Below are 24,434 nucleotides of genomic sequence, written 5' to 3' on the forward strand. Positions count from 1 at the left end.
AGACCGAGATCCTCACCGCCGCGCTCAACCGAGGCGACGAAGCCCTAAAGCTCGCCCTCGACCGCGCGCTGTCCCGCTCGGCCGCCAGCGACCCTTCCGGCTCCGAGGTGGTCACCGGCCGGGGCCGGAGAGTGTTGACGCGTGCGGAGGTCCGGGGCCTTGCGGGTTCTTACCGGTGCAGCGCCGGTCGTCAGGTGAGGGGGACGCGCCAGGTCAGCCGGGTCCCGTCCCTCAGGGAGGTCCGGCCTCGCGTGTTGCGCGGACCACCGTGTTCGCCCTTACCGGACAGGTCGACGCCGTCGTCCCGGATAGGGTCTGTTCTCCGTAACCCGGGGCCGGCAGATCGCCGGCCGCTTCAAGATGATCACTATGGCTGCGTTCCCCTTGATCCAGTCCTGCCCTGGCCTATGGTGGCGATCATGAGTCTGTGTTCCTCCGATGAGGACTTGCCCGTCCTGGCTCCAGAAGTCGAGCGGAAAGAAGCGTTCGATCTCGCCGGTTACGTTCAGCGGGCCAAGAGCGGTCCTTGTTTCATCTGCGCCATTCTGGCGGGCGCCCCCGGTTACGACTTTGAACAGATCGTCTTCGAGGATGAGCACCACATCGCCTTCCTGGACCGCTACCCCACGATGCCCGGCAAGGTCCTGGTGGCTCCTAAGGCACATGTCGAGCACGTGGTCCGTGACCTCAAGGAGGAGGCATATCTACAGTTGATGCGGACGGTTCGCCGGATCGCTCTGGTTGTTGAGGCGGTTGTTCCCTCCGAGCGCACCTATCTGCTTTCGCTGGGCAGTCAGCAGGGCAACAGCCACCTTCACTGGCACATCGCCCCGCTGCCGCCCGGAACTCCTTACGCGGAGCAGCAGTATCATGCCCTGATGACCGAGAACGGTGTGATCCCCTGGTCGGCACAGCGGGCCTTCGATCTCGCTGAACGTCTCCGCGCGGCCTTGGCCGAGGCCGGCGGAGACGAGTGACCTTCACCAGACACCTGGGAGGCTCCTGACTGGGATGACCACGCGTCCGTGTTGCGTCGTATTCTGCCCCGGTTCGCTACGGCCCTGGTCGGCGGCTTCGTCGAGCCTCTCCTCGGCACGGGGAAGGTTGGACATTGTTTCGGGCGCGGTCAGTGGCGGCGGTGGCCTGCCGACTCGCGATCTTCACAAGCGCTCTTGGGTCCCGGGCCGGACTACCTATCGGGATCCCTTGAAGCCGAACCCGACCGTCCTGGAGAAGTCGTCATGACCATGCCTGAGCACATCGCGACCTGGCGCGACGCTCGCTACGACATGCCCGTCAGTCAGCAGCTGGAGCGCTACAACGAGTTGGCCGCCAAGCACGCGTCGGCTCGCGCCCGGATTGAGCTGGTGGCCCGAGGAATCTATGATCCCGCCCGGCATGGAGCCGATGACCGTCCTGCGCTCACCGTGGCCGAGCACATCGAGTTGCTGGCGCTGGCGGAGTGCATCGCACGCACCGTGCGCCATCCCGCCAACGTCCACCACGCGTTGCTGGCCGGGGTCACCTGGGCCGATATCGCCCGCATTGTCGACTCCGACGAGCTCACCGTTCGGCGGGACTACCAGCAGTGGGCTGACGACCAACATGACCTCAACCGGCACTCCCCCAACCTCGGCATGACCGCCGACGAGCACGTTGCTGCGACCGCCAGAGCTGCGGAGGGGATCAGAGGCACCTTCTGAGCAAACACCGTCGATGGCCCGGATTCGATGAGACGACCTGGGGCGGCAGGTGATTCGGCTTATCGGAACATGGTTGAAAACGGCGTCGATGTGGTGCTGGAGACGGCTGCGAACGAACTGGCGGGCTTCCCGGAATGGTGAACCGATCTGGCGGCTCTCATCACGGGGACGCGTGGTGAACGACATCCGTGCGCGGCCGCTCCCCCGCCGTGGCCACGGCGTGCGATGAACCCGCAGGCCCGCCTCCGGCGCGTGGTGTCACCATCCTGGCGGCTGTACGGATTTTTCCCCTCCCCTTGCCCGGAGGAGACGGCGGTTCGCGCCTGACACCAGAGGTATGCACTCTATAGAGTGAACGTATGCACATTAAGGATAAGCGGACCAGCTTCTCCCACACCAAGGAGCAGGCGGACCAGCTCAAAGAGGCCGCTGACGAGTACGGCGTCACCGTATCCGCCTATATCGGCGAAGCCGTCACCGAGAAACTCCAGCGTGACCGCCGCATGACCGCCTGGCGGCAACTCGTCGGCCACGACCTCGACGACTCCCCCGGCGACGTCCTCGCCCGTGTCCGCACCATGTTCGACCGGATCGAGGAGAGCCACCGTCTGTGAGGTTCTTCGACACCGGCCTCGTCCTGGACCACTCGGCCCTCAACGACTGGCTGAGCAAGGACATCGAGATTGAAGTGATCATCGGCGAGGCCGTCCGTCGCGGGTACCCGATTGTCGTGTCCGCCGTCGCGGCCGCCGAGGCCTCCCGCCAGGCGCTCACCGTTCCGGCTCGCGAGCGTCTGCACGGCCTTCTCTACATGATCGCCCAGCACGTTGACGTGCTCGACGCCGACGATGCCCTCATCATCGGCGGCATGGCGGCCGAGCGCGAGGCCGTCTCCCTTGCCGCCGCCCACACCGCCCACTCGGCCTCCACGCGGGTCACCGCGATCGGCAATGTCACCGACTGGCGCATCATCGCCCGTGACGCGCAGCCCTATCGGCGGTTGTGTCCGCGCATCCCGGTCAACTGGCCATAGCGGGCGAGGGAAGGTGGCGAGACGGCTCAAGGCTCCGCTCCCCCGATTCCTCCGGTGACCATTCGGGCTCCTGGCCCGATCCCTGCTGCGGACGCGCTGCGGGCGCTCGGCGAAAGGCCGCGTGGTCGATGCCGGGCCCGGTCTTCTTTGAGGGGCGGCCCGGGCGCGGGCATTCGTTTACCGTGGGGGATGGACATGATCGGTGATCTGGTGGGCAGGACGGGCGTGCGCGGGGCGGTGGTTTTCCGCGTCGCCGTTTCGCGGCCTCGTCCCTACCGGTGCCGGTGCGAGGTGAGTGGCCGTTTCAGGGCGGTCCGGGCGCGAAAGGGGTGTCGTCGGGATCATGCGGCCGGCTGATCTGAATCGTCTCAGTGTGGGTGAGTGCGCCGACCGTTATGTGGAGCTGGTGCGGGCCAGGACCCTGACCGGTGCGTTGTCGATGTCGACGGCGGAGGTGTACGCGCGTGATGTAACCACCTTTGTGCAGTTGGTGGGCGAGGAGGTGGTTTTGGATGATCTGACGGGTGAGGAGGTGGATGCCGTTCTGCTGGCCTTCGCGCGCAAGCCGGACGGGCGGCGGCGCTCGCAGCCGGAGGCCGTCTCGGGGGCGTTGCAGTCCGCCTCCTCCCAGGCGCGGTTTCGGCGGTCGGTGTCGGCGTTGTTCAAGCACGCGGTGCTGGTCGGGTGGGTGCAGGTCAATCCGATGGCGATGGCGACGGTCACGGCCAAGGAGCGCGGGGGGCTGCGGCCGGAGCGGCGTGCACTGACCCGTGAGCAGGCGCAGGGGCTGATCGGTGCGGCGCGTGACCTGGGCGGCGGGCCTCAGGGGGTGGCGGCGAAGGAGGCGGCGGGCTCGGGGCGCAGGCGTCGTCGTGATCAGAACACCGAGTTGCGCGACGGGCTGATCGTGCTGATGCTGTCGACGATGGGGCCGCGGGTCTCGGAGCTGGTGCGGGCCAATGTGGAGGACTTCTACACCAACGACGGGGTGCGTTACTGGCGGATCTTCGGTAAGGGCGGTAAGACGCGGGACGTGCCGTTGCCCGGTGATGTGGCGCTGGTGCTGGAGGCCTATCTGGCGCGGGGGCGGATCGCCTCCCCCGACAAGGCGTTGCTGCTGTCGTGGCGGGGCCGGCGTCTGGCGCGCGGGGACGTGCAGGCGGTGATCGACCGGGTGCAGCGGGGGGTGGATCCCGATCGGCGTCGTTCGGTGACGCCGCACGGGTTGCGGCACACCACGGCCACTCATCTGCTGGCCGACGCGGTGGACATGGACGCGGTGCGGCGGGTTCTGGGACACAGTGATCTGGCGACGCTGGGGCGTTACCGCGATGAGCTGCCCGGGGAGCTGGAGGTGGCGATGCGCTCGCATCCGTTGCTGCGCGGCCCGGCCGTCCGCGGCACGGGTGCGTCGGGATCGATCTCCGCCGAGGGGGTGCAAAGGTCCGGGCCCGCGGCGTCGGCATAGCCGGCGCCGGGCGGGGTTGTTTTCCGTTGCCGCCGGTGGTGGCGGGGTCAGGCGGCGCGTTCGCCGGCGCACACCTCGGCCAGGACGTCCAGGGAGACCTCGAGGGCGGTGGCGAGCGCGGCGATGGTGAAGAAGGCCGGGGTGGGGATGCGGCCTGTCTCGATCTTGCGGAGGGTTTCGGCGGACAGGCCCGCGGCGGCGGCGACCTCGGTCATGCTGCGGGTGCCGCGTGCCTGGCGCAGGAGCGTGCCCAGGCGGTGGCCTCGTTCGCGGTCAAGTTCGGTCAGCGGGGGTCGCACCATGCGCATGATCCTAGCAAGCGTGATAATAATACCGCTACAGGTGTTGGGGGATGCAGGAGCGTGACGCATGGTGGAGATCAAGACCGTGGCCGAGCTGGACGCGATGCGCGAGGCCGGCCGGGTGGTGGCGCTGGCGCTGGAGGCGGTGCGCGAGCACGCGCGGGTGGGTGTCAGCCTGCTGGAGCTGGACGAGGTGGCCGCGGCCGTCATCTCCGGCGCGGGAGCCAAGTCGGCGTTCCTGGGCTACAAGCCCGGTTTCGCGCCGACTCCGTTTCCCGCGGTGATCTGCGCCTCGGTCAACGACGTGATCGTGCACGGCATCCCCGGCGGCTACCGGCTGCGCCCCGGTGACCTGCTGAGCGTCGACTGCGGTGTCTACCTGGACGGGTGGGCCGGGGATGCGGCGATCAGCTTCGTCGTCGGCCCGCCCCGTCCCGGTGACCTGGAGTTGATCGCGGTGACCGGTGCCGCGCTGGGGGCCGCGATCGCCGCGTGCGTGCCGGGCGGGCGCCTGGGTGACATCGGCCACGCGGTGCACGCGGCGGGGCGGGCGGCCGGGTACGGCATCCCCGAGGACTTCGGCGGTCACGGCATCGGCCGGGCCATGCACGAGGACCCGCACGTGCCCAACCGGGGACGTGCCGGGCGGGGTCTGGTGCTGCGGCCCGGCCTGGTGCTCGCGATCGAGCCGATGTTCGTCGCCGGGGGCGGTGACGGCTACCTGACCGCCCCCGACGGCTGGGCGCTGTCCAGCGTCGACGGCAGCCGGGCCGCGCACGTGGAGCACACGGTGGCCGTCACCGCCGACGGGCCGCGCGTGCTGACCCTGCCCTGAGGGCGCGGGCGTACGGCGTCGATGTCTGATCGATGTCGGCGGGGCCGGGCGGGCCCTCAGGGCAGGCCGGCGGCTCCCCCACCGGTTGCCGTGGCGAGCGGGAGAGTCCGCCGGGGTCGCCTTCGGTTGACCGGCAAGGCCGTCATCGACGTGACCTCGCCGCCGGCCTGCCCCTGCCCGGCGCCCTGCCCGGCGTGGCGCAGGCGAGGCTCAGCGGGCGGGTACGGCGGAGAACTCCCCGAGCCCGTCTTCCAGGTCTTCGAGGGAGGCGGTCCGCTGGTCGAACTGGGTGCGATACAGCTGCGCGTAGCGGCCGCCGGCGGCCAGCAGTTCGGTGTGCGTGCCGCGCTCGGCGACGCGCCCGTTCTCGACGACCAGGATCAGGTCCGCGGTGCGGACCGTCGACAGCCGGTGGGCGATGACCAGTGCGGTCCGCCCGGCCAGCGCCTCGGCCAGGGCCTCTTGCACCGCGGCCTCGGAGGTGGAGTCCAGGTGCGCGGTGGCCTCGTCCAGCACCACCAGCCGCGGCCGGGCCAGCAGCAGCCTGGCGATGGTCAGCCGCTGGCGCTCACCGCCGGAGAGGCGGTAGCCGCGCTCGCCGACCACGGTGTCCAGGCCTTCGGGCAGCGCCGCGACCAGGTCGGCCAGCCGGGCGCGCCGCAGCACATCCCACAGTTCCTCGGGTGCGGCGTCCGGCCGGGCCAGCAGCAGGTTGGCCCGGATCGAGTCGTGAAACAGGTGCCCGTCCTGGGTCACCATGCCCAGTGTCCGGCGGATCGAGGCCGCCGACAGCTCGCGCACGTCCACCCCCGACAGCCGTACCGCGCCGCTGTCGACGTCGTACAGGCGGGCCAGCAGCTGCGCGATGGTCGACTTGCCGGCTCCGGAGGATCCCACCAGCGCGACCAGCTGCCCGGCCTCGGCGCGGAAGGACACCTCGTGCAGCACCGCCTCGCCGCCGCGCGCGTCCAGGGCGGCGACCTCCTCCAGCGAGGCCAGCGACACCTTCTCGGCCGACGGGTAGGCGAAACCGACCTGGTCGAACTCCACGCTCACCGGCCCCTCGGGCACCGCCTTGGCGTCCGGCCTGTCGGTGATGAGGGGTTTCAGGTCGAGGATCTCGAAGACCCGCTCGAAGCTGACCAGGGCGCTCATCACCTCCACCCGGGCGCCGGCCAGCGCCGTCAGCGGCGCGTACAGGCGGGTCAGCAGCAATGCCAGCGCCACCACCGCGCCCGGCTCCAGCTGCCGGCTCAGCGCGTAGAAGCCGCCCAGGCCGTACACCAGGGCCAGTGCCAGCGCCGAGACCAGGGTGAGGGCGGTGACGAACACCGAGCGCACCATCGCGGTGCGTACCCCGATGTCACGTACCCGCCGTGCCCGTGCCAGGAACTCGGCCGACTCCCTCTCGGGGCGGCCGAACAGCTTGACCAAGGTGGCGCCGGGCGCGGAGAAGCGCTCGGTCATCTGCGTGCTCATCGCCGCGTTGTGGTCGGCGGCCTCGCGTTCCAGCCGTGCCAGCCGGGCGCCGACGCGCCGGGCCGGCAGCACGAACACCGGCAGCAGCACCAGTGCCAGCGCGGTCAGCTGCCAGGAGATGCCGATCATCACCGCCAGGGTCAGGGTGAGGGTGACCAGGTTGCCCACGACCCCCGACAGGGTGTCGCTGAAGGCGCGCTGGGCGCCGATGACGTCGCTGTTCAACCGGCTGACCAGTGCGCCGGTGCGGGTGCGGGTGAAGAAGGCGACCGGCATGCGCTGCACGTGGTCGAAGACGGCGCCGCGCAGCCGCAGGATCAGTCCCTCGCCGATGTTCGCCGACATCCATCTGGTCACCAGGCCCAGCGCCGCCTCGGCCAGCGCGATCACCGCGATCAGCCCGGCGAGTCCTGTCACGACGCCCACCGCGGCGCCGGTGACGATCGCGTCGATCACCTGCCCGGCCAGCACCGGGGTGGCCACCGCCAGCACCGCCGAGACGACGCTCAGCAGCAGGAACCAGGCCAGCAGGGCGCGGTGCGGGCGGGCGAAGGCGGCGATGCGCCGCAACGTGGCGGCCGAGAACGGCCGCCGGTCGCGCTGGGCGTTCATCGCGCCGTACAGCGAATGCCAGGCGGCCATTTCCATGCTCATCACACACCACCATGTTTCCTGGGTTCCCGGGTTCCTGGTTTCCCGCGTTTCCTGCGCTCTTGGGGTGAGAGCACCGGTGCGGTCACGGCACGACCCTAAAAGCTGAACTTAAGTTGAGGTCAAGGGCCGTGGTGTTCCGGGCGCTTTCGGCGACGCCTGTGCTCCCCCGGCGCACCGACCGGCCCTGCGCCCCCCTAGGCTGAAGACCGTTGTCCGATCCGCCCGGATATCCCCTTTCCGGATCACCCTTTTTGGGAGAGGTGTACTTCGCTGTGCCGACTCTGCCGCTCACCCTGCGTCTGTTCCGTTACGTGGCGTTCGCCGAGGCGTGTTCGTGGACGGGGTTGCTCATCGGCATGTACTTCAAGTACGTGGCCGCCACCGGTGATCTCGGGGTGAAGATCTTCGGGCCGGTGCACGGCGCCCTGTTCGTGCTCTACCTGGTCGCGCTGCTGGTCGCCGCCCGCCAGGCCCGCTGGAGCCTGGGCACACTCCTCGTCGGCCTGGTGTGCGCGGTGCCGCCACTGGCCACGCTGTGGTTCGAGCGGCGGATGTTCGCCCGCCGCGAACCGGCCACCGTCTGACCCCTCCCGCCTGACCTCACAGGTCCAGGATGGCGCGGGTGGCCGCCCGGCAGCGCCGCGGATCGGCCAGCAGGTCGACGCAGTCGCCGAACTGGTCGATCGCCCCCACCGCAGGCAGCGCCCGCACCCGGGCGTCGGTGATGGCGCCGCTGAGGGCGTCGGCGAACCGGCCGGCGTCGATGACCTGGAAGGGCCGCCGGTGATACGCCCGCAGGCTCCCCTCCAGCGCCGGGCCCACCCCCATCCGGTTGTGCAGGGCCGCCACCCGCCGGTAGACCGCCCCCAGGTGCTCCTCGCGCTCGTGCCACCCGGTGGCCGACACCGCCGCCGACAGGGCCTCTGCCGGCTCGGCCGTACCCGACAGGCGCGCAAAGGCGCTGCCCAGCCATTTGGCGTACGGCGGGTAGCGGCGGCGCAGCAGCAGCACCAGGCGCATCAGATCGCGGGCCAGATCGGCGGTGACCAGCGCCGAGCCCAGGTCGTCGCCGACCTCCCCGCACCGCCCGGGGAAGGCCTCCTGCTGAGCCAGGCGCCTCCACTGCCCGGCCAGCACGTAGCGCTCCAGATCCGGCGGGTACCAGCGCAGCGCGGCACGGACGCGTTCCAGGACATCCAGGCCGTCGTGGAAGACCTCCCCGCAGGTGACCTCCGCCAGTTTCTGCCAGGGGGTCGACAGCCAGTCCAGCATGCTCACCCCCCGCAGCGGGTCGAAGCCGAGCCGCCCGGTGAACCAGGCCGCCGCCTCACCGACCTGCACACCGTGCCCACCGGCACCGGTCACGGCGGTGGGATAGCCGCGGAAAACCTCCGGCAGCCCGCCGGTGACGGCGCGGCGGACCTGCTCGATCCGGTGCTCCTCGACGAAGAGGACCACCCGGGGACCCCAGTCATGGTCGGTGGAGCGTTCGGTGTCGAACGCCAACACCTCGGAACCGGCGCCGATCAGCGCGGCACTGTGCGGCACCTCGGCCACGATCGGCCGCACGACCTGGATGTAGAAAGTACGAGAAAGCTCCAGACCAGGTATGAAACCAGACATCATTTCGTCCACTCTGCCTGCCCAGACCTCGGCCCGCACCAGGTTTTCCCGCCCCTGCCCGGGGATCGGGTTCAGGCGCCGTCCCAGGCACCGCCCAGGGCCGCGGCGGCCAGCGGGCGAAGGCGCAGGCCCAGCCGCCCGTACAGGGCGAGCGCGGTGTGGTTGGCGGTGTCGACCATCAGCGCGGCGCGGCCGTGCGAGGTAAGCAGGTCGCCCAGCGCCAGGCGGCACACCGCCTCGCCGTACCCGGCGCCGCGGCGGCGCGCGGCGGTGGCGACCCCGGCGACGAAGCCCACCTGCGGGCAGGACCAGGCGTCGGCGGCCACCGCGACCAGGTCGCCGTCCTCGTCGCGCACACCCGCCCAGCGGCGTACGCCGGCCACCCCTGGCGCCGCCCACGAGGAGGGCGCCGCGGCCGCGAGCAGGGCGCTCACCTCGCCCTCCTCCTTCGGGGCCAGCCACCGCGCCCGCCCCGGTCCCGCGTTGAGAACGGGGCTGAGCCGGCGGGTGTCCATCCACTCGAAGGTGCCCAGCAGGCGCAGCCTCGATGAGCGGGCGACCACCTGCCCTACCAGTGCCCGGGTGCCCACCACCCGGTAGGAGGGGCCGACCCGCCCCAGCACCCACTCCACCAGCGCGGCCACCTGCTCGGGCTCGCCGCACACCGTCAGGCGGTCGCGGCGGTTGAGATCGGGACAGGCCACCGCGACCGCCTCCCCCAGCGCCCAGGCCCGCACGCCCTGCACCATCCCCTGGGCACCCCACAGCACGAGCGGGTCGCCGGCGCAGGCGGCGGCCACCTCGGCCACCTCGCGCAGCACCCTCGGCGCGCGGCTCAGAGGATCGCCCCGGGCCGGTAGGCGGCCGCCTGCGGGTAGCGGGTCACGACCTCCTCCACGCGGGCCACGACCGCCGCCACCTGGGAGGTGGCCGCGCCGGTGAAGGAGATCGGCTCGCCCAGCAGGCCCTCCAGCGCCGCCCGGTCCAGCGGGAAGCGCTCGTCGGCCGCCAGGCGGGCGAGCAGTTCGTTGCCGCCGGCGCCCTCGCGCATGGCCAGCGCCGAGGCCACCGCGTGCTCCTTGATCAACTCATGGGCGCTCTCGCGGCCCAGCCCGGCCCGCACCGCGGCCATCAGCATCTTCGTGGTGGACAGGAACGGCAGGTAGCGCTCCAGTTCGGCGGCGATCACCGCGGGGAAGGCGCCGAACTCCCCCAGCACCGTCAACATGGTCTCCACCAGCCCGTCGAACGCGAAGAACGCGTCCGGCAGCGCCACCCGGCGCACCACCGAACACGAGACGTCGCCCTCGTTCCACTGGTCGCCCGCCAGTTCCCCGGCCATCGACGCATACCCGCGCAGGATCACCGTCAGCCCGTTGACCCGCTCACACGAGCGGGTGTTCATCTTGTGCGGCATCGCCGAAGAACCGACCTGCCCCTGGGCGAACCCCTCGGTGACCAGCTCGTGCCCGGCCATCAGCCGGATCGTCTTGGCCAGCGAAGAGGGCGCCGCGGCCAGCTGCACCAGCGCGGTGAGCGCCTCGTAGTCCAGCGAGCGCGGATACACCTGTCCCACGCTGGTCAGCCGGTGGGCGAACCCCAGGTGCGCGGCCACCTCGTCCTCCAGCGCGGCCAGCTTGGCCGCGTCCCCGCCCAGCAGGTCCAGCATGTCCTGGGCGGTGCCGACCGGCCCCTTGACGCCGCGCAGCGGGTAGCGGCCGATCAACTCCTCCAGCCGGGCGAACGCCACCAGCAGCTCGTCGGCGGCCGAGGCGAAACGCTTGCCCAGCGTCGTGGACTGCGCGGCCACGTTGTGCGAGCGCCCGGCCATCACCAGCGGTGAGTGCTCGGCCGCCAGCGCCGCCAGTCCCGCCAGCAGCGCCACGCACCGGTCTCGCACCAGCACCAGGCTGTCGCGGATCTGCAGTTGCTCGACGTTCTCGGTCAGGTCCCTGGACGTCATGCCCTTGTGCACCTGCTCGTGCCCGGCCAGCGCGTTGAACTCCTCGATGCGGGCCTTGACGTCATGGCGGGTGACCCGCTCGCGGGCGGCGATCGACTCCAGGTCGACGTGCTCGACGACCTTCTCGTAGTCGCCCACCGCCTCGGGCGGGACATCCACCCCCAGCCGTGCCTGCGCGGCCAGCACGGCCAGCCACAGGCGCCGCTCGGCCACCACCTTGTACTCAGAAGACCACAGGCGGGCCAGCTGCGGTGAGGCGTAGCGGGCGGCAAGGACATTGGGGATACGCGGCTTGGCAGTCACGTTGCGTCAGTATATTCCGCCCGCCCGGCCCGCCCCGCCCAGGGGTTCGAGCCGGGCGGGGCGGGCGGGTCAGGAACGGAAAAGCCGGTCATCGCGCGGTAGGTACCGCGTGATGACCGGCTCACCGGGCTTGCCCCGGAACCTACCCCAGGACTTACTGCCTGGCCGGCGCCAGCTCGTCCTTGTCGTAGACCTTCAGATCCGGCCGCGGGCTCCCTTCCTTGGGGGTACGCCGCAGCCGCTCCTTGAGCCGCTCCACCATCACGTACAGGGTCGGCACCAGCACCAGCGTCAACAACGTCGACGACAGCAGCCCGCCGATCACCACGATCGCCAGCGGCTGGGAGATGAACCCGCCCGAACCGGTCAGTCCCAGTGCCATCGGAATCAACGCGAAGATCGTCGCCACCGCGGTCATCAGGATCGGCCGCAGCCGTCGCCGGCCCCCCTCGATCACCGCCTCCACGATGCCCATGCCCTGCTCGCGGTACTGGTTGATCAGGTCGATCAGCACGATCGCGTTGGTCACCACGATGCCGATCAGCATCAGCATGCCGATCAGGGCCGGCACGCCCAGCGGCGTGCCCGTGGCCAGCAGCAGCCCGATCGCGCCGGTCGCCGCGAACGGCACCGACACCAGCAGGATCAGCGGCTGCACGAAGCTCCGGAACGTCGCCACCATGATCATGAAGACGATCGCGATCGCCGCGAGCATCGCCAGCCCCAGCTGCCCGAACGCCTCGGCCTGGTCGGCGCTGACCCCGCCCACGGTGAAGCTCGCCCCCGCAGGCATCGTCAGCTTGTCCAGCTTCGCGGTCAGCTCGGTGGTCACAGCGCCCAGGTCGCTGCCGACGGCCGTGCCCGACACCGTCGCACTGCGCGCACCGTCGATCCGGGTCACCTGCGTGGGACCGTCGACCTTGGCGACCTCGGCCACCTGCGACAGCCTGACCATGCCCGCCGCCGTCGGCAGCGTCAGCGCACGCACCGCCTTGAGGTCCTCGGGCACCTCACCGGCCCGCAGCACCACCGTACCGGCGCGCCCGTCCAGCGTCAGCTCACCCAGGGACATCCCGCGGAACCGCTGCGCGACCAGCTGCCCGATCTGCGTCTCGGTCAGCCCCCTGGCCGCGGCCTTCTCCCGGTCGACCCGCACCTCGATGCGCTGGGCGCCGGCCTCCAGGTTCGAGCCCACGTCCCGCAGCCCGCCCAGGTCCGCCATCGCCGCGCGCACCGTCTCGGTCGCCGTACGCAGCGTCGCCACATCCGGCGCCTGCACGATCACCTGCAGCTGGTCGGTCGAGCCGCCACCGGGGCCGCCCTGAGAGCCGCCCACGGTGACCTCCCCGACGTCCGAGAGTCCCTTCAGCCGCTCGCGTAGCGTCTCCTGCAACGCCTCGGCGTCGGCGCCCTCCTTGATCGTCACCGAGTAGGAGGCCCGGTCTCCGCCGCCACCGCCGCCGATCGCGCCCTCGAACCCGCCGCCGGCACCCACGTTCACCTGGTAGTCGCGTACCGCATCCAGCGACGTCAGAACCTCCTCGACCTTCTTGGCCGCGGCGTCCGTCGTCGCCAGGTCCGTGCCCGAGGGCATCCGCTGGCTGATCGAGACCGTGTCCTGCCCCGAGGAGTCGATGAAGTTGGTCTCCAGCCGGCCGGCCAGCCCCATCGTCGCGGCGAACACCACCACGCCCACCAGCAGCGTCACCAGCCGCCGCCGGGTGGCGAAACGCAGCACCGGCAGGTACGCCCGCTGCAACGGGCTGCGCAGTTCCTTGGCCTCGGCCTCCTCGCGCACCGCCCGCGCCTGCTCGGGCGAGAGCACCGGCGCCTTCAGGAACCAGTAGGCCAGCACCGGCACCACGGTCAGCGACACCAGCAGCGACGCCAGCAGCGCCACGCTCACCGTGATCGCGAACGGTGCGAACAGCTGCCCCACCATGCCGCCCACCACCGCGATCGGCACGAACACCGCGACGGTCGTCAGGGTTGAGGCCGTCACCGCGCCGCTGACCTCGCGTACCCCCTCCAGCACCGCCTTGCGCTTGGCCTCGCCATAGCCGAGGTGGCGCTTGATGTTCTCCAGCACCACGATCGAGTCGTCGACCACCCGGCCCACCGCGATCGTCAGCGCACCCAGTGTCAGCATGTTCAGCGAGTAGTCACCCACCCACAGTGCGATCAGCGCGATGATCACCGACAGCGGGATGGAGGCCGCCGTCACCAGCGTCGAGCGCACCGACAGCAGGAAGACCAAGATGACCAGCACCGCGAACGCCAGCCCCAGCAACCCCTCGGTCGTCAGGTCATGGATCGACCGCTCCACGTACGGCGCCTGGTCGAAGACCACCGTCACCTGAGAGGAGTCACCGATCGCCCGCACGAAACCGGGTATCTTCTCGCGCACCGCGTGCGAGATCGTCACCGCGTTGCCGTCCGGCTTCATCGTCACCACCACGCCCAGGCTCGGCTGCCCGTTGGTGCGCGTCAGCGAGGTGCCCTCGGCCAGCGACCGCTCCACCGTGGCCACCTCGCCCAGCCGCACCGGCCTGGGGGCCGGCGCCGGGCGCTGAGCCTGAGCCTGCGGGCCCTGCTGGGCGCCTCCCGGCCGCGCCTGCGCCTGCGCGGGTGCCTGCGCGGGTGCCTGCGCCGGCACCGCGGGGGTCAGGTAGAGGTCCTTCAGCTCCTGCAGAGTCGAGACCCGCGTGCCGACCTGCACCGTCAGCGACGTCTTGTCCTCGGTCAGGCTGCCCGCGGGAATCGACTGCCCGTTGGCACGCAGCAGATCGGCCACCGCCGTGGGCGCCAGGCCCAGTAGCGCCAGTTTCCCGAGGTCCGGGGTGATCGTCACCACCTCGTCGCGGGTGCCCGTCACCGTCGCCTCGCGCACTCCCTCGATACCCTGCAGCTCCGGCACCACCAGCCGCTGCAGCCGCTCGGCCATGACCCGCTGGTCGCCACCGTCGCCCACCGCCAGCTGCACCACCGGAATGTCGTCGGTCCCGCCCGTCAGCACCTGCGGGTCGACCTCCGCAGGCAGCTGCGTCTTGATCCGCGACACCGCCTGCTGCATCTTCGAGACCGCGGCGTCGATGTCGGTGCCGTACTCGAACGCCACCTGGATCTGCGCCATCCCCTCCCGGGACGTCGAGGTCACCTTCGTGACACCCTCCAGCCCCTGGAAGCTGTTCTCGATCGGCTCGGTGACCTGTTCCTCGACGATCTCGGGAGAGGCGCCCAGGTAAGGGGCCACCACGAACGCCCCCGGGAACGAGAGCGAGGGCAGCAGTTGTTGCTTCAATGACGGGATCGCAAAGACACCGAACGCGCTGAGCACCAGCGCGATCAGTATGACGAGGCTACGGTTGGCGAGGCTCAACCTGGCCAAGGAGGTCATGGGGGCGGGACTCCTCAATGGATGTCACAACAAGATTCGCCCCAGACTAACACTTCGCCTTATGCGAATATTTAAGGAAGCTTACCGTTCCTGATAACCTTCTCAGGAAGCGAGAGGTGAGCGTGAACGACAACCGCGAACGACTGATCGACCAGATCGGTGCCATCCAGCGCGACCTGGGACGACTGTTCGCCCAACACCGGCCCTCCTCACCCCTCTTCGACTCCAACCTGACCATGCGCCAGCTCAAGGTCGTCATCTTCCTGTCCTGCCAGGACTCCGCCTCCGGCCAGGACCTCGCCGGCCACCTCGGCGTCGGCCTCGGCACCGTCACCGGCATCGTCGACCGCCTCGTCGCCCACGGCCTCGTCGATCGCCGCGAGGACCCCCACGACCGCAGGGTCCGGCGCGTCGGGCTCACCCCCGCCGGCCTGGCCCTGATCGAGCAGATCGCCGACGCCGGCTTCGCCGACTTCCGCCGCATCCTGTACCACCTCGACACCGGCACCCTGCGCGACCTGTCCGACGTCATGGAGAAGATCCAGCAGGCCGCCTCCGCCCTGCAGAATCCTCCACACGAAAAGGTGGGATGATAGGTTCTGTCGCTGTGACCACGCCCATCAACGACCTCTTCTCCCTCGCGGGCCGCACCGCCCTCGTCACCGGCGGCAGCTCCGGCATCGGACGCACCATCGCCCACACCCTCGGCCACGCCGGCGCGGCCCTCGTCATCGTCGCCCGCCGCACCGAACAGCTCACCCGCACCCTCGGCGAACTCCACGACCACGCCATCAGCGCCGCAGCCATCAGCGCCGACCTCGCCGACCCCGCCGACATCACCCGCGTCCGCGACCAGGCCCCCACACTATTCGGCGACATCGACATCCTGGTCAACAACGCCGCCAACAACATCCGCCACCCCATGGCCGACCTCACCGACGACGACTACCACCAGACCATGGCCGTCAACATCACCGCCCCCTACCTCCTCGGCCAGCACTTCGGCCCGCGGATGGCCCGGCGCGGCTGGGGCCGCATCATCAACCTCGGCTCCCAGCAATCCCACCGGGCCTTCGGCGACAGCGGCGCCTACGGCATCTCCAAAGCCGCCATCACCGGCCTCACCCGCTCCCAGGCCGAAGCCTGGTCCCCCCACGGCGTCTGCGCCAACACCATCATCCCCGGCTTCGTCCTCACCCCCCTCACCGAACCCGCCCAGGCCATCCCCGGCCGCGTCGAAGCACTCGCCGCCCGCTCCATGACCGGCCGCAACGCCACCCCGGCCGACTTCGCCGGCATCGCCCTCCTCCTCGCCTCCGACGCCGGCGCCTACATCACCGGCCAGGCCATCTGCGTCGACGGCGGCTTCTCCGTACACTGAACGAGCCACCGGCCCGTCCGGCACCCACACCGGCAGCGAACGGGACCGCCCCCTTCCGGCCTGTCATCTGCCGGTGATCATCCGCCGCAGGCCGTACCAGGCCACCCCCACCGCCAGCATCCCCGCACCGCAGAGCACCGAGACAACCGGCAGAGCCAAAGCCAGCACCACGCAGCCGGCCAGGCCCACCACAGGCACGACGCGGGGCGGGCGACCCTCGCCCGCGGCGAGAGTCCAGGCCGAGGCATTGGCGATCGCGTAGTAGGCGAGAACGCCGAAGGAGGAGAAGCCGATCGCAGCGCGGATGTCCGCTGTCGCCGCGAGCACCGCCACCACGATGCCGACCGCGACCTCCGCACGATAGGGCGCCTTGAAGCGCGGATGCACAGCCGCCAACGCGAACGGCAGATGCCGGTCTCGGGCCATCGCCAGCACGGTGCGCGAAACGCCCAGAATCAGAGCCAGCAGCGATCCCACCGCCGCAACCGCCGCCCCCACCCGGACCACCGAAACCAGCCCGGGCAGCCCCACGGCCCGCACCGCGTCAGCCAGCGGAGCGGTGGCCGCTCCCAACCCCACAGGACCCAGCACGGCCAGAGCGGCCACCGCCACCGCCGCGTACACCACAAAGGTGATCAAGAGGGCCAGCGGAATGGCCAGCGGAATGGTCCGCACGGGATCACGAACCTCCTCACCCAAGGTGGCGATGCGGGCGTAACCGGCGAAAGCGAAGAACAGCAGCCCCGCCGCCTGCAACACACCACCCGCGGTGACGCCCGCGGTGACGTACAGCCGCCCGGTATCCGCCGAGGCCGAGGTGAGACAGACGATCACGACCGCGGCGAGCACCGCGAGCACCACGACGACGATCGCCCGGCTCAGCCAAGCGGCCTTCTGCACTCCGACATAGTTCACCCGCGACCAGCGCCACCACGGCGCCCCCCGCCACCGCATGCGCCTGAGCCGGCCACACATAGGAGCCGACGGTCAGGGCCATCGCCGCGCACGAGGCGGTCTTGCCGACCACGAACCCCCACCCGGCCAGATAGCCCCAAAAATCACCCAGCCGCTCACGGCCGTAAACATAGGTACCTCCCGAGGTCGGACAGCGGGCCGCCAACCGCGCCGAGGACATCGCGTTGCAGTACGCCACCACCGCGGCAACCGCCAGACCGGCCGGCAGCCCGGATCCGGCGGCCTTCGCAGCCGGGCCGAGCGCGGCGAAGATCCCCGCCCCGACCATCGCCCCCAGGCCGATCACCACCGCGTCGAACAGCCCGAGCCGCCGCCGCAACTCCCCCGGGACACCGTCAGCGGCCGACGACCTGTCCATGGCCACACTCACTCCCCATCAACGCCTGGTACCTGTTCCCCGTCCGCCGCCACCCCCGCCACGATCATCGCGAAAGACCCGCACGTCACGGATGTGGCCAGCGGTTTCGCGACCGAGACACCGCCCCACCACCCTCCACCCCATCGACACGGCGAGCCACCCCAACAGGTCTACGGCGCAAGGGACACAGCAAACCAGTGCGCCGACACCCCCCAGCGAAACCTGCCGTGGGGACGCGCACCGCACACCAACCGCCAAGGTCACCGGCCTTCTCGCCCACCGAGGATGCCCACCGGCAGAAGTGACCAGACAAGAACTCCCATACACCACCAGCTCGCACACCACCCACCAACACCCCACCATGATTGAATAACCCCCCGGATCCAACACACCCGGGGACGCTCATGACCACCACCCACCAACACCCCACCAACGCCCGCCGAGCCGTCTCCTACTTCTTCATCCTTCTCGGCACCGCCTCCGGAGCCTGGGCCGCCCGCATCCCCGCCGTCAAACACACACTCAACCTCAGCGACGGCCAGCTCAGCTACGGACTCCTCGCCGTCGCCATCGGACTCATCACCGGCATGCGCTTCGCCGGACACCTCACCGACCGCCTCGGCAGCGCCCGCCTCCTCACCCCCGCCGCCATCGCCACCTCACTGACCGTCATCCCCCCCGGCTACGCCACCACCCTCCCCGCCCTCATCGCCACCCTCTTCCTCTTCGGCCTCGTCAACGCCTCCCTCGACGTCTCCATGAACGCCCACGGCGTCGAAGTCGAACGCGCCTACGGCCGCCCCATCATGTCCTCCTTCCACGGTATGTTCAGCATCGGCGGACTCATCGGCGCAGGCATCGGCGGACTCTTCGCCTGGCTCGACCTCAGCGCCGCCGCCACCCTCACCGCCGTCGGCATCCCCCTCGCCCTCGCCTCCCTGTACGCCCGGCGCCACCTCCTCCCCGCCACCCCACCCCCGGCGGCCACCCACACCACCACCCCACGCCGCGCCCCATGGACCAGCTGGATCATCCTCATGGGAGTCGTGGCCTTCGCCGGACTCGTCGGAGAGGGCGCCGCCAACGACTGGACCGCCGTCTACCTCTTCCAGAACCTCGGCGCCCCCCAGGCCGTCGCCGCCGCCGGATTCGCCGTCTTCTCCACCGCCATGACCATCGGCCGCTTCGCGGGAGACCACCTCGCCCAACGGTTCGGCCCGGTGCGCCTGGTCCGCTACTCCGGGCTCGTCGCCGCCCTCGGCCTCGGCACCGCACTGCTCATCGGCCAGACCCTCGTCGCCTTCGTGGGATTCGCCCTGTTCGGCCTGGGCCTGGCCACCATCGTCCCGCAGGTCTTCTCCGCCGCGGGAAACCACGATCCGGCCCGTGCCGGGCAGGCCATCGCCCAGGTCGCCACCGTCGGTTACGCCGGGCTCGTCGCCGGCCCCGCCATCATCGGCGGCGCCGCCGAACTCATCGGCCTGCCCGCCGCCCTGGGGATTCCCGCCCTGCTCGCGGCCTTCATGGCGGCCTCCGCCGGAGCGCTACGCCACCCGCAATCGTCATGATCGACAGGCAGACGGCCTCTGTCCTTTGGAGGGAGTCTTTAGTCCATTGTAAATGATCTTGAACCCGGCCAGACGCCTTTACAATGTAGATTTATCCGCGTACTCCGGCAACCCCGCCCTCATCGGCTGGGCCGGCGCCCGTACCCGCCGACCCTCCAGCGACCCCCTCCCGCGAACCGATGACGCCCGGCCCCGCCCCACCACCAGCCGCTGGATGTGGGCTGCGCACTCGTCCCTCATCATCGGGTACGGCTACGCCTTCGCGCAGGACAACCTGTGCGTGCTGGCCTCGTGGCTGGTGACGCTGCGGGGCGAGCGATCCCGGTACTTCGGCGCCACGGCCATGTCCGACGACCCGATCCGCCCGGTCACCAACTTCGCCAGCGATGTCTACTACAAGAGCGTCGCGGACTCGGGCGTCGTGCGACGGCTGCTGGCCCGGCCTGCGCCGGTGGGGCCAAGCGACGAGTTGCGCCGCATGGTCGACGGCTATGCCGCGGGATACAACCGCTACCTGGCGGACACCGGCGTGGCGAACCTGCCCGATCCCACCTGCCGGGGCAAGGCCTGGGCCGGCCCCATTCCGGCCGACCGCTGAGTCATCGAGGTTGGCCGGCGTCGGCGATGTGGTCGCGTCGTTCAACCCGGTGTACGGCCAGGGTGTGACGTCAGCGCCGCGGCGAACTTCGACCAGCCGAACGAGTTGGCCCGGGACTCGCCGCTATCTACCAAAGGTCTCTCGGAAACGTTCCATAACTCGCTCGGCCTCAGCCTGGGTGATCTCGATGAGTCGCTCGGTGGTCCCGCCTCGCTCCCATTCCCAGACCACGTTGTCCCTATGCCATCGCAGGTCTTTCTGAAAGGTCTCCTCCACGATCTGCCCATCGGGAAGGACCCGCCGTCGCGCCAGTCCGCCGGGGCGTTCGCGGGTGTCGCCCGAGAGCAGCAACCCGTAGTACGTCACTTGTTCTTCCATGGATCAGTCGTTTCCCTCCAGGGTGGGGATTTGTTTCGCACCGGGCGGTAACAAGACGCCTTCGAAGGCGTCCCCCACTGCTTCTCTTAAAGTAATCCGGTCCGCAGCTTCCAGATATTTATCGTACTCGTACACCTCATGCGTGGCCTCCTTTGCCGATAGGCTCCCCTGAGTGTGAAACTGCAGCTCGAACCGGTGCCCGTCGGGGGCGCGCCAACCGGTGTTGACGCCCTTGTACGCCCTTGGGTCACTCCAGGTCGCACGCTGATAGACCCGATGGAATCCGCGCCGCTGCAATGCGGCAGTAGCCTCCGCAATGCCCATGACGTAGCGATCCTCGCTGAAGGTGAGGGTGTAGCGGATCGCGTCACTTATCTTGCGGACGAGGTCGTCGGGCGTCCTATCGGGGAAACGCTCGATCAAGGACGCCAGCTTTTCCCGGTAGCGGCCGGGACCTTTGAGCACGTACTGCGGGAAGCCCGACAGGGTCGCTTTGAGTTCCTCCGCGATCGCCTGCATCTCTGCTGAAATGGCGGGTTCGGCGGCCCGCGCTCTGTCGAGGGCTTGCTTGGCCTGGTCCTCGGCTTTCTGGGGCAAGGTTCGGGCCTGGGCGGCTGCCGCGCTAGCACGTTTCCTGACCGGTGCGAGCAGTTCATTTATCCTGACCACTGCCTGCGCGGCCTTGTCCGTTGGCGCGTCGGCCATTGGGGTGCTGTGGGATGGGACGGCCGGGCCGACCGGTTGTTGCGGCTTCGTCAGGAGGCCCGGGCGCAGGTCCGAGAGACGCGGTCCGGCAGGCGCGGGGACCGTCGGTTGCGGGATGGGAACTGGGGCGGCCGGCGCGGGAAGCGCCGGCCGCGGGGGCGCGAAGGTCGTGGTCCCGGATGCCGGCGGGGGAGGCATCGGACGCTTCGACGACAGGACGAGGGCGGTTGATGTCGTCGAAGCGGCGGCGGATGGTGTGGGCGGAGCCGGGGTGGCCGGTGGCAGCGCCGGGGTGGCCGTTCGGCCGGACGGAGCGGCCGGGCCCAGGAAGCCGGTCTGGAGAGGAGTACGTGTGCCCGGCGCATAGACGAACCACCCGTCCGCGGTCACACCGACCATCACCGGTCGCCCGCCCATCGACACCTCGGCGGCGGCCCGTATCGTCGCCAACTGCGGAGCCTGGGCGAGCAGATCGGCGCGCGGCGTCGGAAACGTCGTGCTGACCCATGGCCGGCTGAGGACCGGCTGGGCGGCCCCCGCTTCCGCGAACCCTTCCAAGCCGCGCTGAGTCACCCGGAGCACACCTGGTTGCCCGGGCAGGACGATCTCGACGACGCCCGGCGCCACCGTACGCACCTGCGGGCCCAGGTCCAGCCTGACGAGGGCGGTGCTCTCCCGAACCACCAGCGCCGACCCGCGGGGCGCCGGCAGGTGCAACACGCTGACGCCGGCCAGCAGGAGCCCGAGCGCCTCCAGGAGACTTCCGTTGTCGCTCGGCGGGGTGGCCAGCGGCTTGCCGGCGTGCGCGGCACCGCGGAGCTGCTGTCTGCCTCGTTCCCGGTCACGCAGGTCGGCGATCTGGACGACGAAGGCCGTCAGGTTCGCCAGGTAGCCGATCCAGCCCAGCGGTCCGGCCGCGATGCAGAGCACGAGCAGCACCATGTCGAAGATCGCGCGGGCGGCGCTGCGCTTCACGCCGTACGCGTCCCGGATCAGCCGCGCCTGGGGCGAGGTCTTCGACAACCCCAGCTTGCCGAGCGTCTGATCGATCACGATGTCGAACTTGAAGACCAGGTCGGAATCGTCGCGTAGCGCCTCCCGGCTCTTCGTCACATTGCCGAGCTGGGCCTCGGCGTTCTGCCGTAGGAGATCGCCGAGGAATTCCGGGTACTTCGCCTCGATCGCGCCCTTGAACACCACCGGATCCCGCAGGAGCGGATAATCGGTGAGGACACGCTTGATCGCGTCCTCGCCGCCCGGCTCGTTAGGGTCGGTCAGTTTCCGCAACGCCGTGAGGAGCGAGTTGAGCGTGTCCTTGCTCCGGTAGCGCTGTAGTTCCGCCTTGAGGATGCGCTCGCCCTCCTTGAGATCGGTCAGGGCCAGGAGGGTGGCCTGGCGCCGGACCGCCAGGCGCAATTCGCGTACCGCGGTGTCGAACTCTGCCACGCTCTTGAAGTTCTGCGCCTCCAGGTGGCGCATCATCTCCTGCTTGAGCCTCGCCTTGCGCTCCCTGTACCACCCCTTCCACTCGCTGTTGGCGAGGGAGCCGTCGGGGGCCGCCTTGTATGCCGCGATCGCGTCGTACAGGTCGCCGGTGCCTTCCAGCCGGGCGAGGGCGTGGGCCTGCCGGCCGGGGTCGATCGCCGATTCCGCCGCCACGATCCGGGCGTCGCGGTCGGCCGCGTTCATGAGTGCGGTGGTGCGTACGCTGCTGCGCATGTAGCGGTCGAGTGCTTTGCGCGCGTCGGCCCACGACCCCGCGGGAGGGGCCGACGCGGCCTGGACCTCCAGCAGCTCCCAGTCGGTCTCTGTGAGCTGCGCGAGCTGCTCTTGGATCCGCGCCATCTCGCTGCTCTCATCAGGCGAGAACGCGTCGGCGTCCGGCCGCTCCCGGGCCGGCGGCCGGCGGTCGTCGCGTCCGCGCATGCTGAGGTAGCGGCGCATCTCCGGCGAGTCGAGCGCCTCCCGCACGCCCGGGTACGACGTGTCGCCGGGCAAGTCCGCGGCGACGCGCTCGCCCACCACCTCGAATACGAAGTCAGGGACGCCTTCGAAGGTGCCGGGATTGGCCCGATGGTCGGCCGGTTCGATCACGACGCTGTATCGCCGGCCGTTCGCCGCACCCGGTGGGGCGCTCTCGGCCAGGTACCTCTGGAGGACCTCGGGACAGAACCAGCGGGCCGTCGAGCCGGGCTGGGGTTTCGCGACGTACGTCCCCGGCGGGAAGTCGCAGTACCAGCGCACCCGCGATGTGTGCGTGGTGCCGTCGCCCAGGTGGTACACGAGGGCCCGGGCGGCCTTCTGCAGCACGATCTTCCGGATCTGCCGATCGGGCAGCGGCTTGGCGGGATTCCGCGCGCGCCCGGCGGTGACCGTGTCCGGGCGCGGTGCCGCGGGCGTCGCCGCCCGTCCGTCGGGGACCGCGTGCGCCGCCGTGCGCGGGGACGGTACCACTGCGGGCCGCCGGACGTCCGCGCCCTGTGGCGGCGCGGCCGTTCGTTTCACTCCCATGCGGGTCACCTCCACTCGTGCCGGTCAGGTCAGGAACACCGGCGCCGACGGCCCCGGCGGGGTGTTGACGACCGTGACCGTCCGCGTCCAGCCGTCGATCGCGCCGACCAGTGCCTGCGCCTGCGCCGCGGCCGTGCGGCGGGCCGCGACCCCCGCGGCCAGCGCCCCGGCGAGCGCGCTGCCCAGCACGCCGGCCGGGGCCACCGTGACGACTCCGGCGACGGCGGGCGGGCCGGGGAAGGCGAAGCCGACCGGTGGCCGGGACCAGAACGCGACGAACGCGGCGTCCAGGTCGGCGGCGAGCCCGGCGACCGCGCCGCCGTGCGCCGCGGCGAAGGCCTGGGCGAGCCGGTCGACGAGGCCGGCCTCCGCGGCCACCAGCGGGTCGGGCAGCGGGGCGGTGACGCCGGCGCGCGCGTCGGCGGCGTAACGCCGGTAGAGCGCCGCCCACGCCTGCGCGGCCTCGGCGGTGGTCTTCGGGTAGCCGTTGCGGCCGTCGAACAGGGCGGTGAGGCCGTCGGCGAAGGCGATCGGGTTCAGTGGCATGCGCTCACTCCGCCTTCAGGACACTGGTCAGTGACGCCTCGTCGGAGGTCGGCACCGGAGTGGCGGACGGGCCGACGCCGGTGGCGTGGGTGTGCGTGTCGAAGACGTTGCGTACGAACGACTTGGTGGCCAGTTCCTCCACCGCCCCGCCCGCGCCTCGCACGACCACCTCACCCGCCTTGACGGTGATCCGGTCGGAGCCGCCGTCAAGGACCACCTCACACCCACCGGCGGCCCGCACCGTGATCCGCTCGCTGCCGCCGACGTCGGACAGCACGATGGTGTGGCCGGACGCGGTCTTGAGCACGACCGTGTCGGGATAGCCGGCCAGCGCCTCCGCCGGCAGCTCGCTGCGCCCATCCGGCCTTGCCCACCCGCAGCCCGACCACAGCGGTTGCGCCAGATCGCCCTCCACGAACTCCACCCAGACGATGTCGCCGGTCTGGGGCAACGCGAACAGCCCGAGGCCGCGGCCGCCGTACGGGGTCGCCGGCCACGCCCATCCGGGCAGCGCGTCGGCCAGCAGGCTCGGCACCCGTACCCTGAGCCGGCCGAGCCGGTCGGGATCGGACCGGTCGACCACGAAGCCGCGGTACTTCCCCCAGTGTTTGCGCGCGCTCTCCTCGATGAAACGCGCGGTCCGGTCGTCCATGA

General features: G+C 70.6%; 22 protein-coding genes and 1 pseudogene. 11 read left to right on the top strand and 12 right to left on the bottom strand.

The features are described 5' to 3' along the window. Positions 1 to 419 precede the first annotated feature (419 nt). From ACWD3H_RS26135 to ACWD3H_RS26155, 5 genes are all read left to right on the top strand, one after another. A complete protein-coding gene (locus tag ACWD3H_RS26135; RefSeq protein WP_451956866.1) occupies positions 420 to 977 on the top strand; it encodes an HIT family protein in 558 nt (185 codons plus the stop codon). Positions 978 to 1,241: 264 nt separating this feature from the next. Next, on the top strand, positions 1,242 to 1,703 hold the full coding sequence (locus ACWD3H_RS26140; RefSeq protein ID WP_355567650.1) for a hypothetical protein: 462 nt from the start codon (positions 1,242 to 1,244) through the stop codon (positions 1,701 to 1,703). Positions 1,704 to 2,062: 359 nt separating this feature from the next. Then, positions 2,063 to 2,317, top strand: a complete 255-nt coding sequence (locus ACWD3H_RS26145; RefSeq protein WP_451956867.1) for a hypothetical protein — start codon at positions 2,063 to 2,065, stop codon at positions 2,315 to 2,317. Next, entirely contained in the window at positions 2,314 to 2,736 is a 423-nt protein-coding gene (locus tag ACWD3H_RS26150; protein ID WP_355567644.1) for a hypothetical protein, read from the top strand. Before ACWD3H_RS26145 ends, ACWD3H_RS26150 begins: the two co-directional genes overlap by 4 nt. A 373-nt stretch (positions 2,737 to 3,109) precedes the next feature. Next, entirely contained in the window at positions 3,110 to 4,204 is a 1,095-nt protein-coding gene (locus ACWD3H_RS26155) for a tyrosine-type recombinase/integrase (protein ID WP_451956868.1), read from the top strand. Between the two features lie 47 nt (positions 4,205 to 4,251). Here the strand turns inward: ACWD3H_RS26155 and ACWD3H_RS26160 are convergent, their stop codons facing one another. After that, on the bottom strand, positions 4,252 to 4,506 hold the full coding sequence (locus tag ACWD3H_RS26160; RefSeq protein WP_355567638.1) for a helix-turn-helix domain-containing protein: 255 nt from the start codon (positions 4,504 to 4,506) through the stop codon (positions 4,252 to 4,254). Positions 4,507 to 4,573: 67 nt separating this feature from the next. Here ACWD3H_RS26160 and map point away from each other — a divergent pair, with 67 nt between their 5' ends. Beyond that, positions 4,574 to 5,341 (top strand): type I methionyl aminopeptidase, encoded by a 768-nt coding sequence (map, locus tag ACWD3H_RS26165; protein ID WP_355567634.1) that lies wholly within the window; start codon positions 4,574 to 4,576, stop codon positions 5,339 to 5,341. Positions 5,342 to 5,551: 210 nt separating this feature from the next. On the opposite strand, the gene ACWD3H_RS26170 is transcribed toward map, so the two are convergent. After that, positions 5,552 to 7,474, bottom strand: a complete 1,923-nt coding sequence (locus ACWD3H_RS26170; RefSeq protein ID WP_451956869.1) for an ABC transporter ATP-binding protein — start codon at positions 7,472 to 7,474, stop codon at positions 5,552 to 5,554. Between the two features lie 272 nt (positions 7,475 to 7,746). Here ACWD3H_RS26170 and ACWD3H_RS26175 point away from each other — a divergent pair, with 272 nt between their 5' ends. Further along, positions 7,747 to 8,058, top strand: a complete 312-nt coding sequence (locus ACWD3H_RS26175; RefSeq protein WP_355567628.1) for a DUF3817 domain-containing protein — start codon at positions 7,747 to 7,749, stop codon at positions 8,056 to 8,058. Between the two features lie 16 nt (positions 8,059 to 8,074). Here the strand turns inward: ACWD3H_RS26175 and ACWD3H_RS26180 are convergent, their stop codons facing one another. The 4 genes from ACWD3H_RS26180 to ACWD3H_RS26195 all read right to left on the bottom strand — a co-directional run bounded on the left by ACWD3H_RS26180 (position 8,075) and on the right by ACWD3H_RS26195 (position 14,760). Next, complete coding sequence (locus tag ACWD3H_RS26180; protein ID WP_451956870.1) at positions 8,075 to 9,100, bottom strand: DUF4037 domain-containing protein; 1,026 nt, start codon at positions 9,098 to 9,100, stop codon at positions 8,075 to 8,077. 68 nt (positions 9,101 to 9,168) lie between these two features. Then, complete coding sequence (locus ACWD3H_RS26185) at positions 9,169 to 9,906, bottom strand: GNAT family N-acetyltransferase (RefSeq protein ID WP_451956871.1); 738 nt, start codon at positions 9,904 to 9,906, stop codon at positions 9,169 to 9,171. Positions 9,907 to 9,932: 26 nt separating this feature from the next. Next, on the bottom strand, positions 9,933 to 11,363 hold the full coding sequence (purB, locus tag ACWD3H_RS26190; protein ID WP_350929855.1) for an adenylosuccinate lyase: 1,431 nt from the start codon (positions 11,361 to 11,363) through the stop codon (positions 9,933 to 9,935). Between the two features lie 154 nt (positions 11,364 to 11,517). Further along, positions 11,518 to 14,760: an efflux RND transporter permease subunit gene (locus tag ACWD3H_RS26195; RefSeq protein ID WP_451956872.1), complete on the bottom strand. Its 3,243-nt coding sequence runs from the start codon at positions 14,758 to 14,760 to the stop codon at positions 11,518 to 11,520. Between the two features lie 116 nt (positions 14,761 to 14,876). Here ACWD3H_RS26195 and ACWD3H_RS26200 point away from each other — a divergent pair, with 116 nt between their 5' ends. Both ACWD3H_RS26200 and ACWD3H_RS26205 read left to right on the top strand, forming a co-directional pair. After that, entirely contained in the window at positions 14,877 to 15,353 is a 477-nt protein-coding gene (locus tag ACWD3H_RS26200) for a MarR family winged helix-turn-helix transcriptional regulator (RefSeq protein WP_451956873.1), read from the top strand. Positions 15,354 to 15,367: 14 nt separating this feature from the next. Then, positions 15,368 to 16,141: an SDR family NAD(P)-dependent oxidoreductase gene (locus ACWD3H_RS26205; RefSeq protein ID WP_355630757.1), complete on the top strand. Its 774-nt coding sequence runs from the start codon at positions 15,368 to 15,370 to the stop codon at positions 16,139 to 16,141. A gap of 63 nt (positions 16,142 to 16,204) precedes the next feature. On the opposite strand, the gene ACWD3H_RS26210 is transcribed toward ACWD3H_RS26205, so the two are convergent. Beyond that, the gene (locus tag ACWD3H_RS26210; RefSeq protein ID WP_451956874.1) at positions 16,205 to 17,056 is read right to left on the bottom strand and encodes an APC family permease; all 852 of its coding nucleotides are present in this window, start codon (positions 17,054 to 17,056) and stop codon (positions 16,205 to 16,207) included. Between the two features lie 115 nt (positions 17,057 to 17,171). Beyond that, positions 17,172 to 17,474, bottom strand: a pseudogene (locus tag ACWD3H_RS26215) (amino acid permease); the annotation flags it as partial. A 404-nt stretch (positions 17,475 to 17,878) separates the two neighbouring features. Here ACWD3H_RS26215 and ACWD3H_RS26220 point away from each other — a divergent pair. Next, a complete protein-coding gene (locus ACWD3H_RS26220; protein WP_451956875.1) occupies positions 17,879 to 19,042 on the top strand; it encodes an MFS transporter in 1,164 nt (387 codons plus the stop codon). Between the two features lie 214 nt (positions 19,043 to 19,256). Further along, positions 19,257 to 19,640: a penicillin acylase family protein gene (locus ACWD3H_RS26225; RefSeq protein WP_451956876.1), complete on the top strand. Its 384-nt coding sequence runs from the start codon at positions 19,257 to 19,259 to the stop codon at positions 19,638 to 19,640. A 123-nt stretch (positions 19,641 to 19,763) separates the two neighbouring features. Here ACWD3H_RS26225 and ACWD3H_RS26230 read toward each other — a convergent pair whose 3' ends face one another. The 4 genes from ACWD3H_RS26230 to ACWD3H_RS26245 are packed head-to-tail and all read right to left on the bottom strand — an operon-like array spanning position 19,764 to position 24,432. Beyond that, the gene (locus tag ACWD3H_RS26230) at positions 19,764 to 20,018 is read right to left on the bottom strand and encodes a hypothetical protein (protein ID WP_451956877.1); all 255 of its coding nucleotides are present in this window, start codon (positions 20,016 to 20,018) and stop codon (positions 19,764 to 19,766) included. Between the two features lie 3 nt (positions 20,019 to 20,021). Beyond that, complete coding sequence (locus tag ACWD3H_RS26235; protein ID WP_451956878.1) at positions 20,022 to 23,234, bottom strand: hypothetical protein; 3,213 nt, start codon at positions 23,232 to 23,234, stop codon at positions 20,022 to 20,024. A gap of 24 nt (positions 23,235 to 23,258) precedes the next feature. Next, on the bottom strand, positions 23,259 to 23,780 hold the full coding sequence (locus ACWD3H_RS26240) for a hypothetical protein (protein ID WP_451956879.1): 522 nt from the start codon (positions 23,778 to 23,780) through the stop codon (positions 23,259 to 23,261). 4 nt (positions 23,781 to 23,784) lie between these two features. Continuing rightward, on the bottom strand, positions 23,785 to 24,432 hold the full coding sequence (locus ACWD3H_RS26245) for a phage baseplate assembly protein V (RefSeq protein ID WP_451956880.1): 648 nt from the start codon (positions 24,430 to 24,432) through the stop codon (positions 23,785 to 23,787). Positions 24,433 to 24,434: the final 2 nt, after the last annotated feature.

The organism is Streptosporangium sp. NPDC002607, from assembly GCF_053592655.1.

What these genes read in the sequence shown, in the direction of transcription:
- ACWD3H_RS26135 (WP_451956866.1), top strand. Translation starts at nt 420, where the DNA reads ATGAGTCTGTGTTCCTCCGATGAGGACTTGCCCGTCCTGGCTCCAGAA.
- ACWD3H_RS26140 (WP_355567650.1), top strand. Translation starts at nt 1,242, where the DNA reads ATGACCATGCCTGAGCACATCGCGACCTGGCGCGACGCTCGCTACGAC.
- ACWD3H_RS26145 (WP_451956867.1), top strand. Translation starts at nt 2,063, where the DNA reads ATGCACATTAAGGATAAGCGGACCAGCTTCTCCCACACCAAGGAGCAG.
- ACWD3H_RS26160 (WP_355567638.1), bottom strand. Translation starts at nt 4,506, where the DNA reads ATGGTGCGACCCCCGCTGACCGAACTTGACCGCGAACGAGGCCACCGC.
- map (WP_355567634.1), top strand. Translation starts at nt 4,574, where the DNA reads ATGGTGGAGATCAAGACCGTGGCCGAGCTGGACGCGATGCGCGAGGCC.
- ACWD3H_RS26170 (WP_451956869.1), bottom strand. Translation starts at nt 7,474, where the DNA reads ATGAGCATGGAAATGGCCGCCTGGCATTCGCTGTACGGCGCGATGAAC.
- ACWD3H_RS26180 (WP_451956870.1), bottom strand. Translation starts at nt 9,100, where the DNA reads ATGATGTCTGGTTTCATACCTGGTCTGGAGCTTTCTCGTACTTTCTAC.
- ACWD3H_RS26195 (WP_451956872.1), bottom strand. Translation starts at nt 14,760, where the DNA reads ATGACCTCCTTGGCCAGGTTGAGCCTCGCCAACCGTAGCCTCGTCATA.
- ACWD3H_RS26220 (WP_451956875.1), top strand. Translation starts at nt 17,879, where the DNA reads ATGACCACCACCCACCAACACCCCACCAACGCCCGCCGAGCCGTCTCC.
- ACWD3H_RS26225 (WP_451956876.1), top strand. Translation starts at nt 19,257, where the DNA reads ATGTGGGCTGCGCACTCGTCCCTCATCATCGGGTACGGCTACGCCTTC.
- ACWD3H_RS26230 (WP_451956877.1), bottom strand. Translation starts at nt 20,018, where the DNA reads ATGGAAGAACAAGTGACGTACTACGGGTTGCTGCTCTCGGGCGACACC.
- ACWD3H_RS26235 (WP_451956878.1), bottom strand. Translation starts at nt 23,234, where the DNA reads ATGGGAGTGAAACGAACGGCCGCGCCGCCACAGGGCGCGGACGTCCGG.
- ACWD3H_RS26240 (WP_451956879.1), bottom strand. Translation starts at nt 23,780, where the DNA reads ATGCCACTGAACCCGATCGCCTTCGCCGACGGCCTCACCGCCCTGTTC.
- ACWD3H_RS26245 (WP_451956880.1), bottom strand. Translation starts at nt 24,432, where the DNA reads ATGGACGACCGGACCGCGCGTTTCATCGAGGAGAGCGCGCGCAAACAC.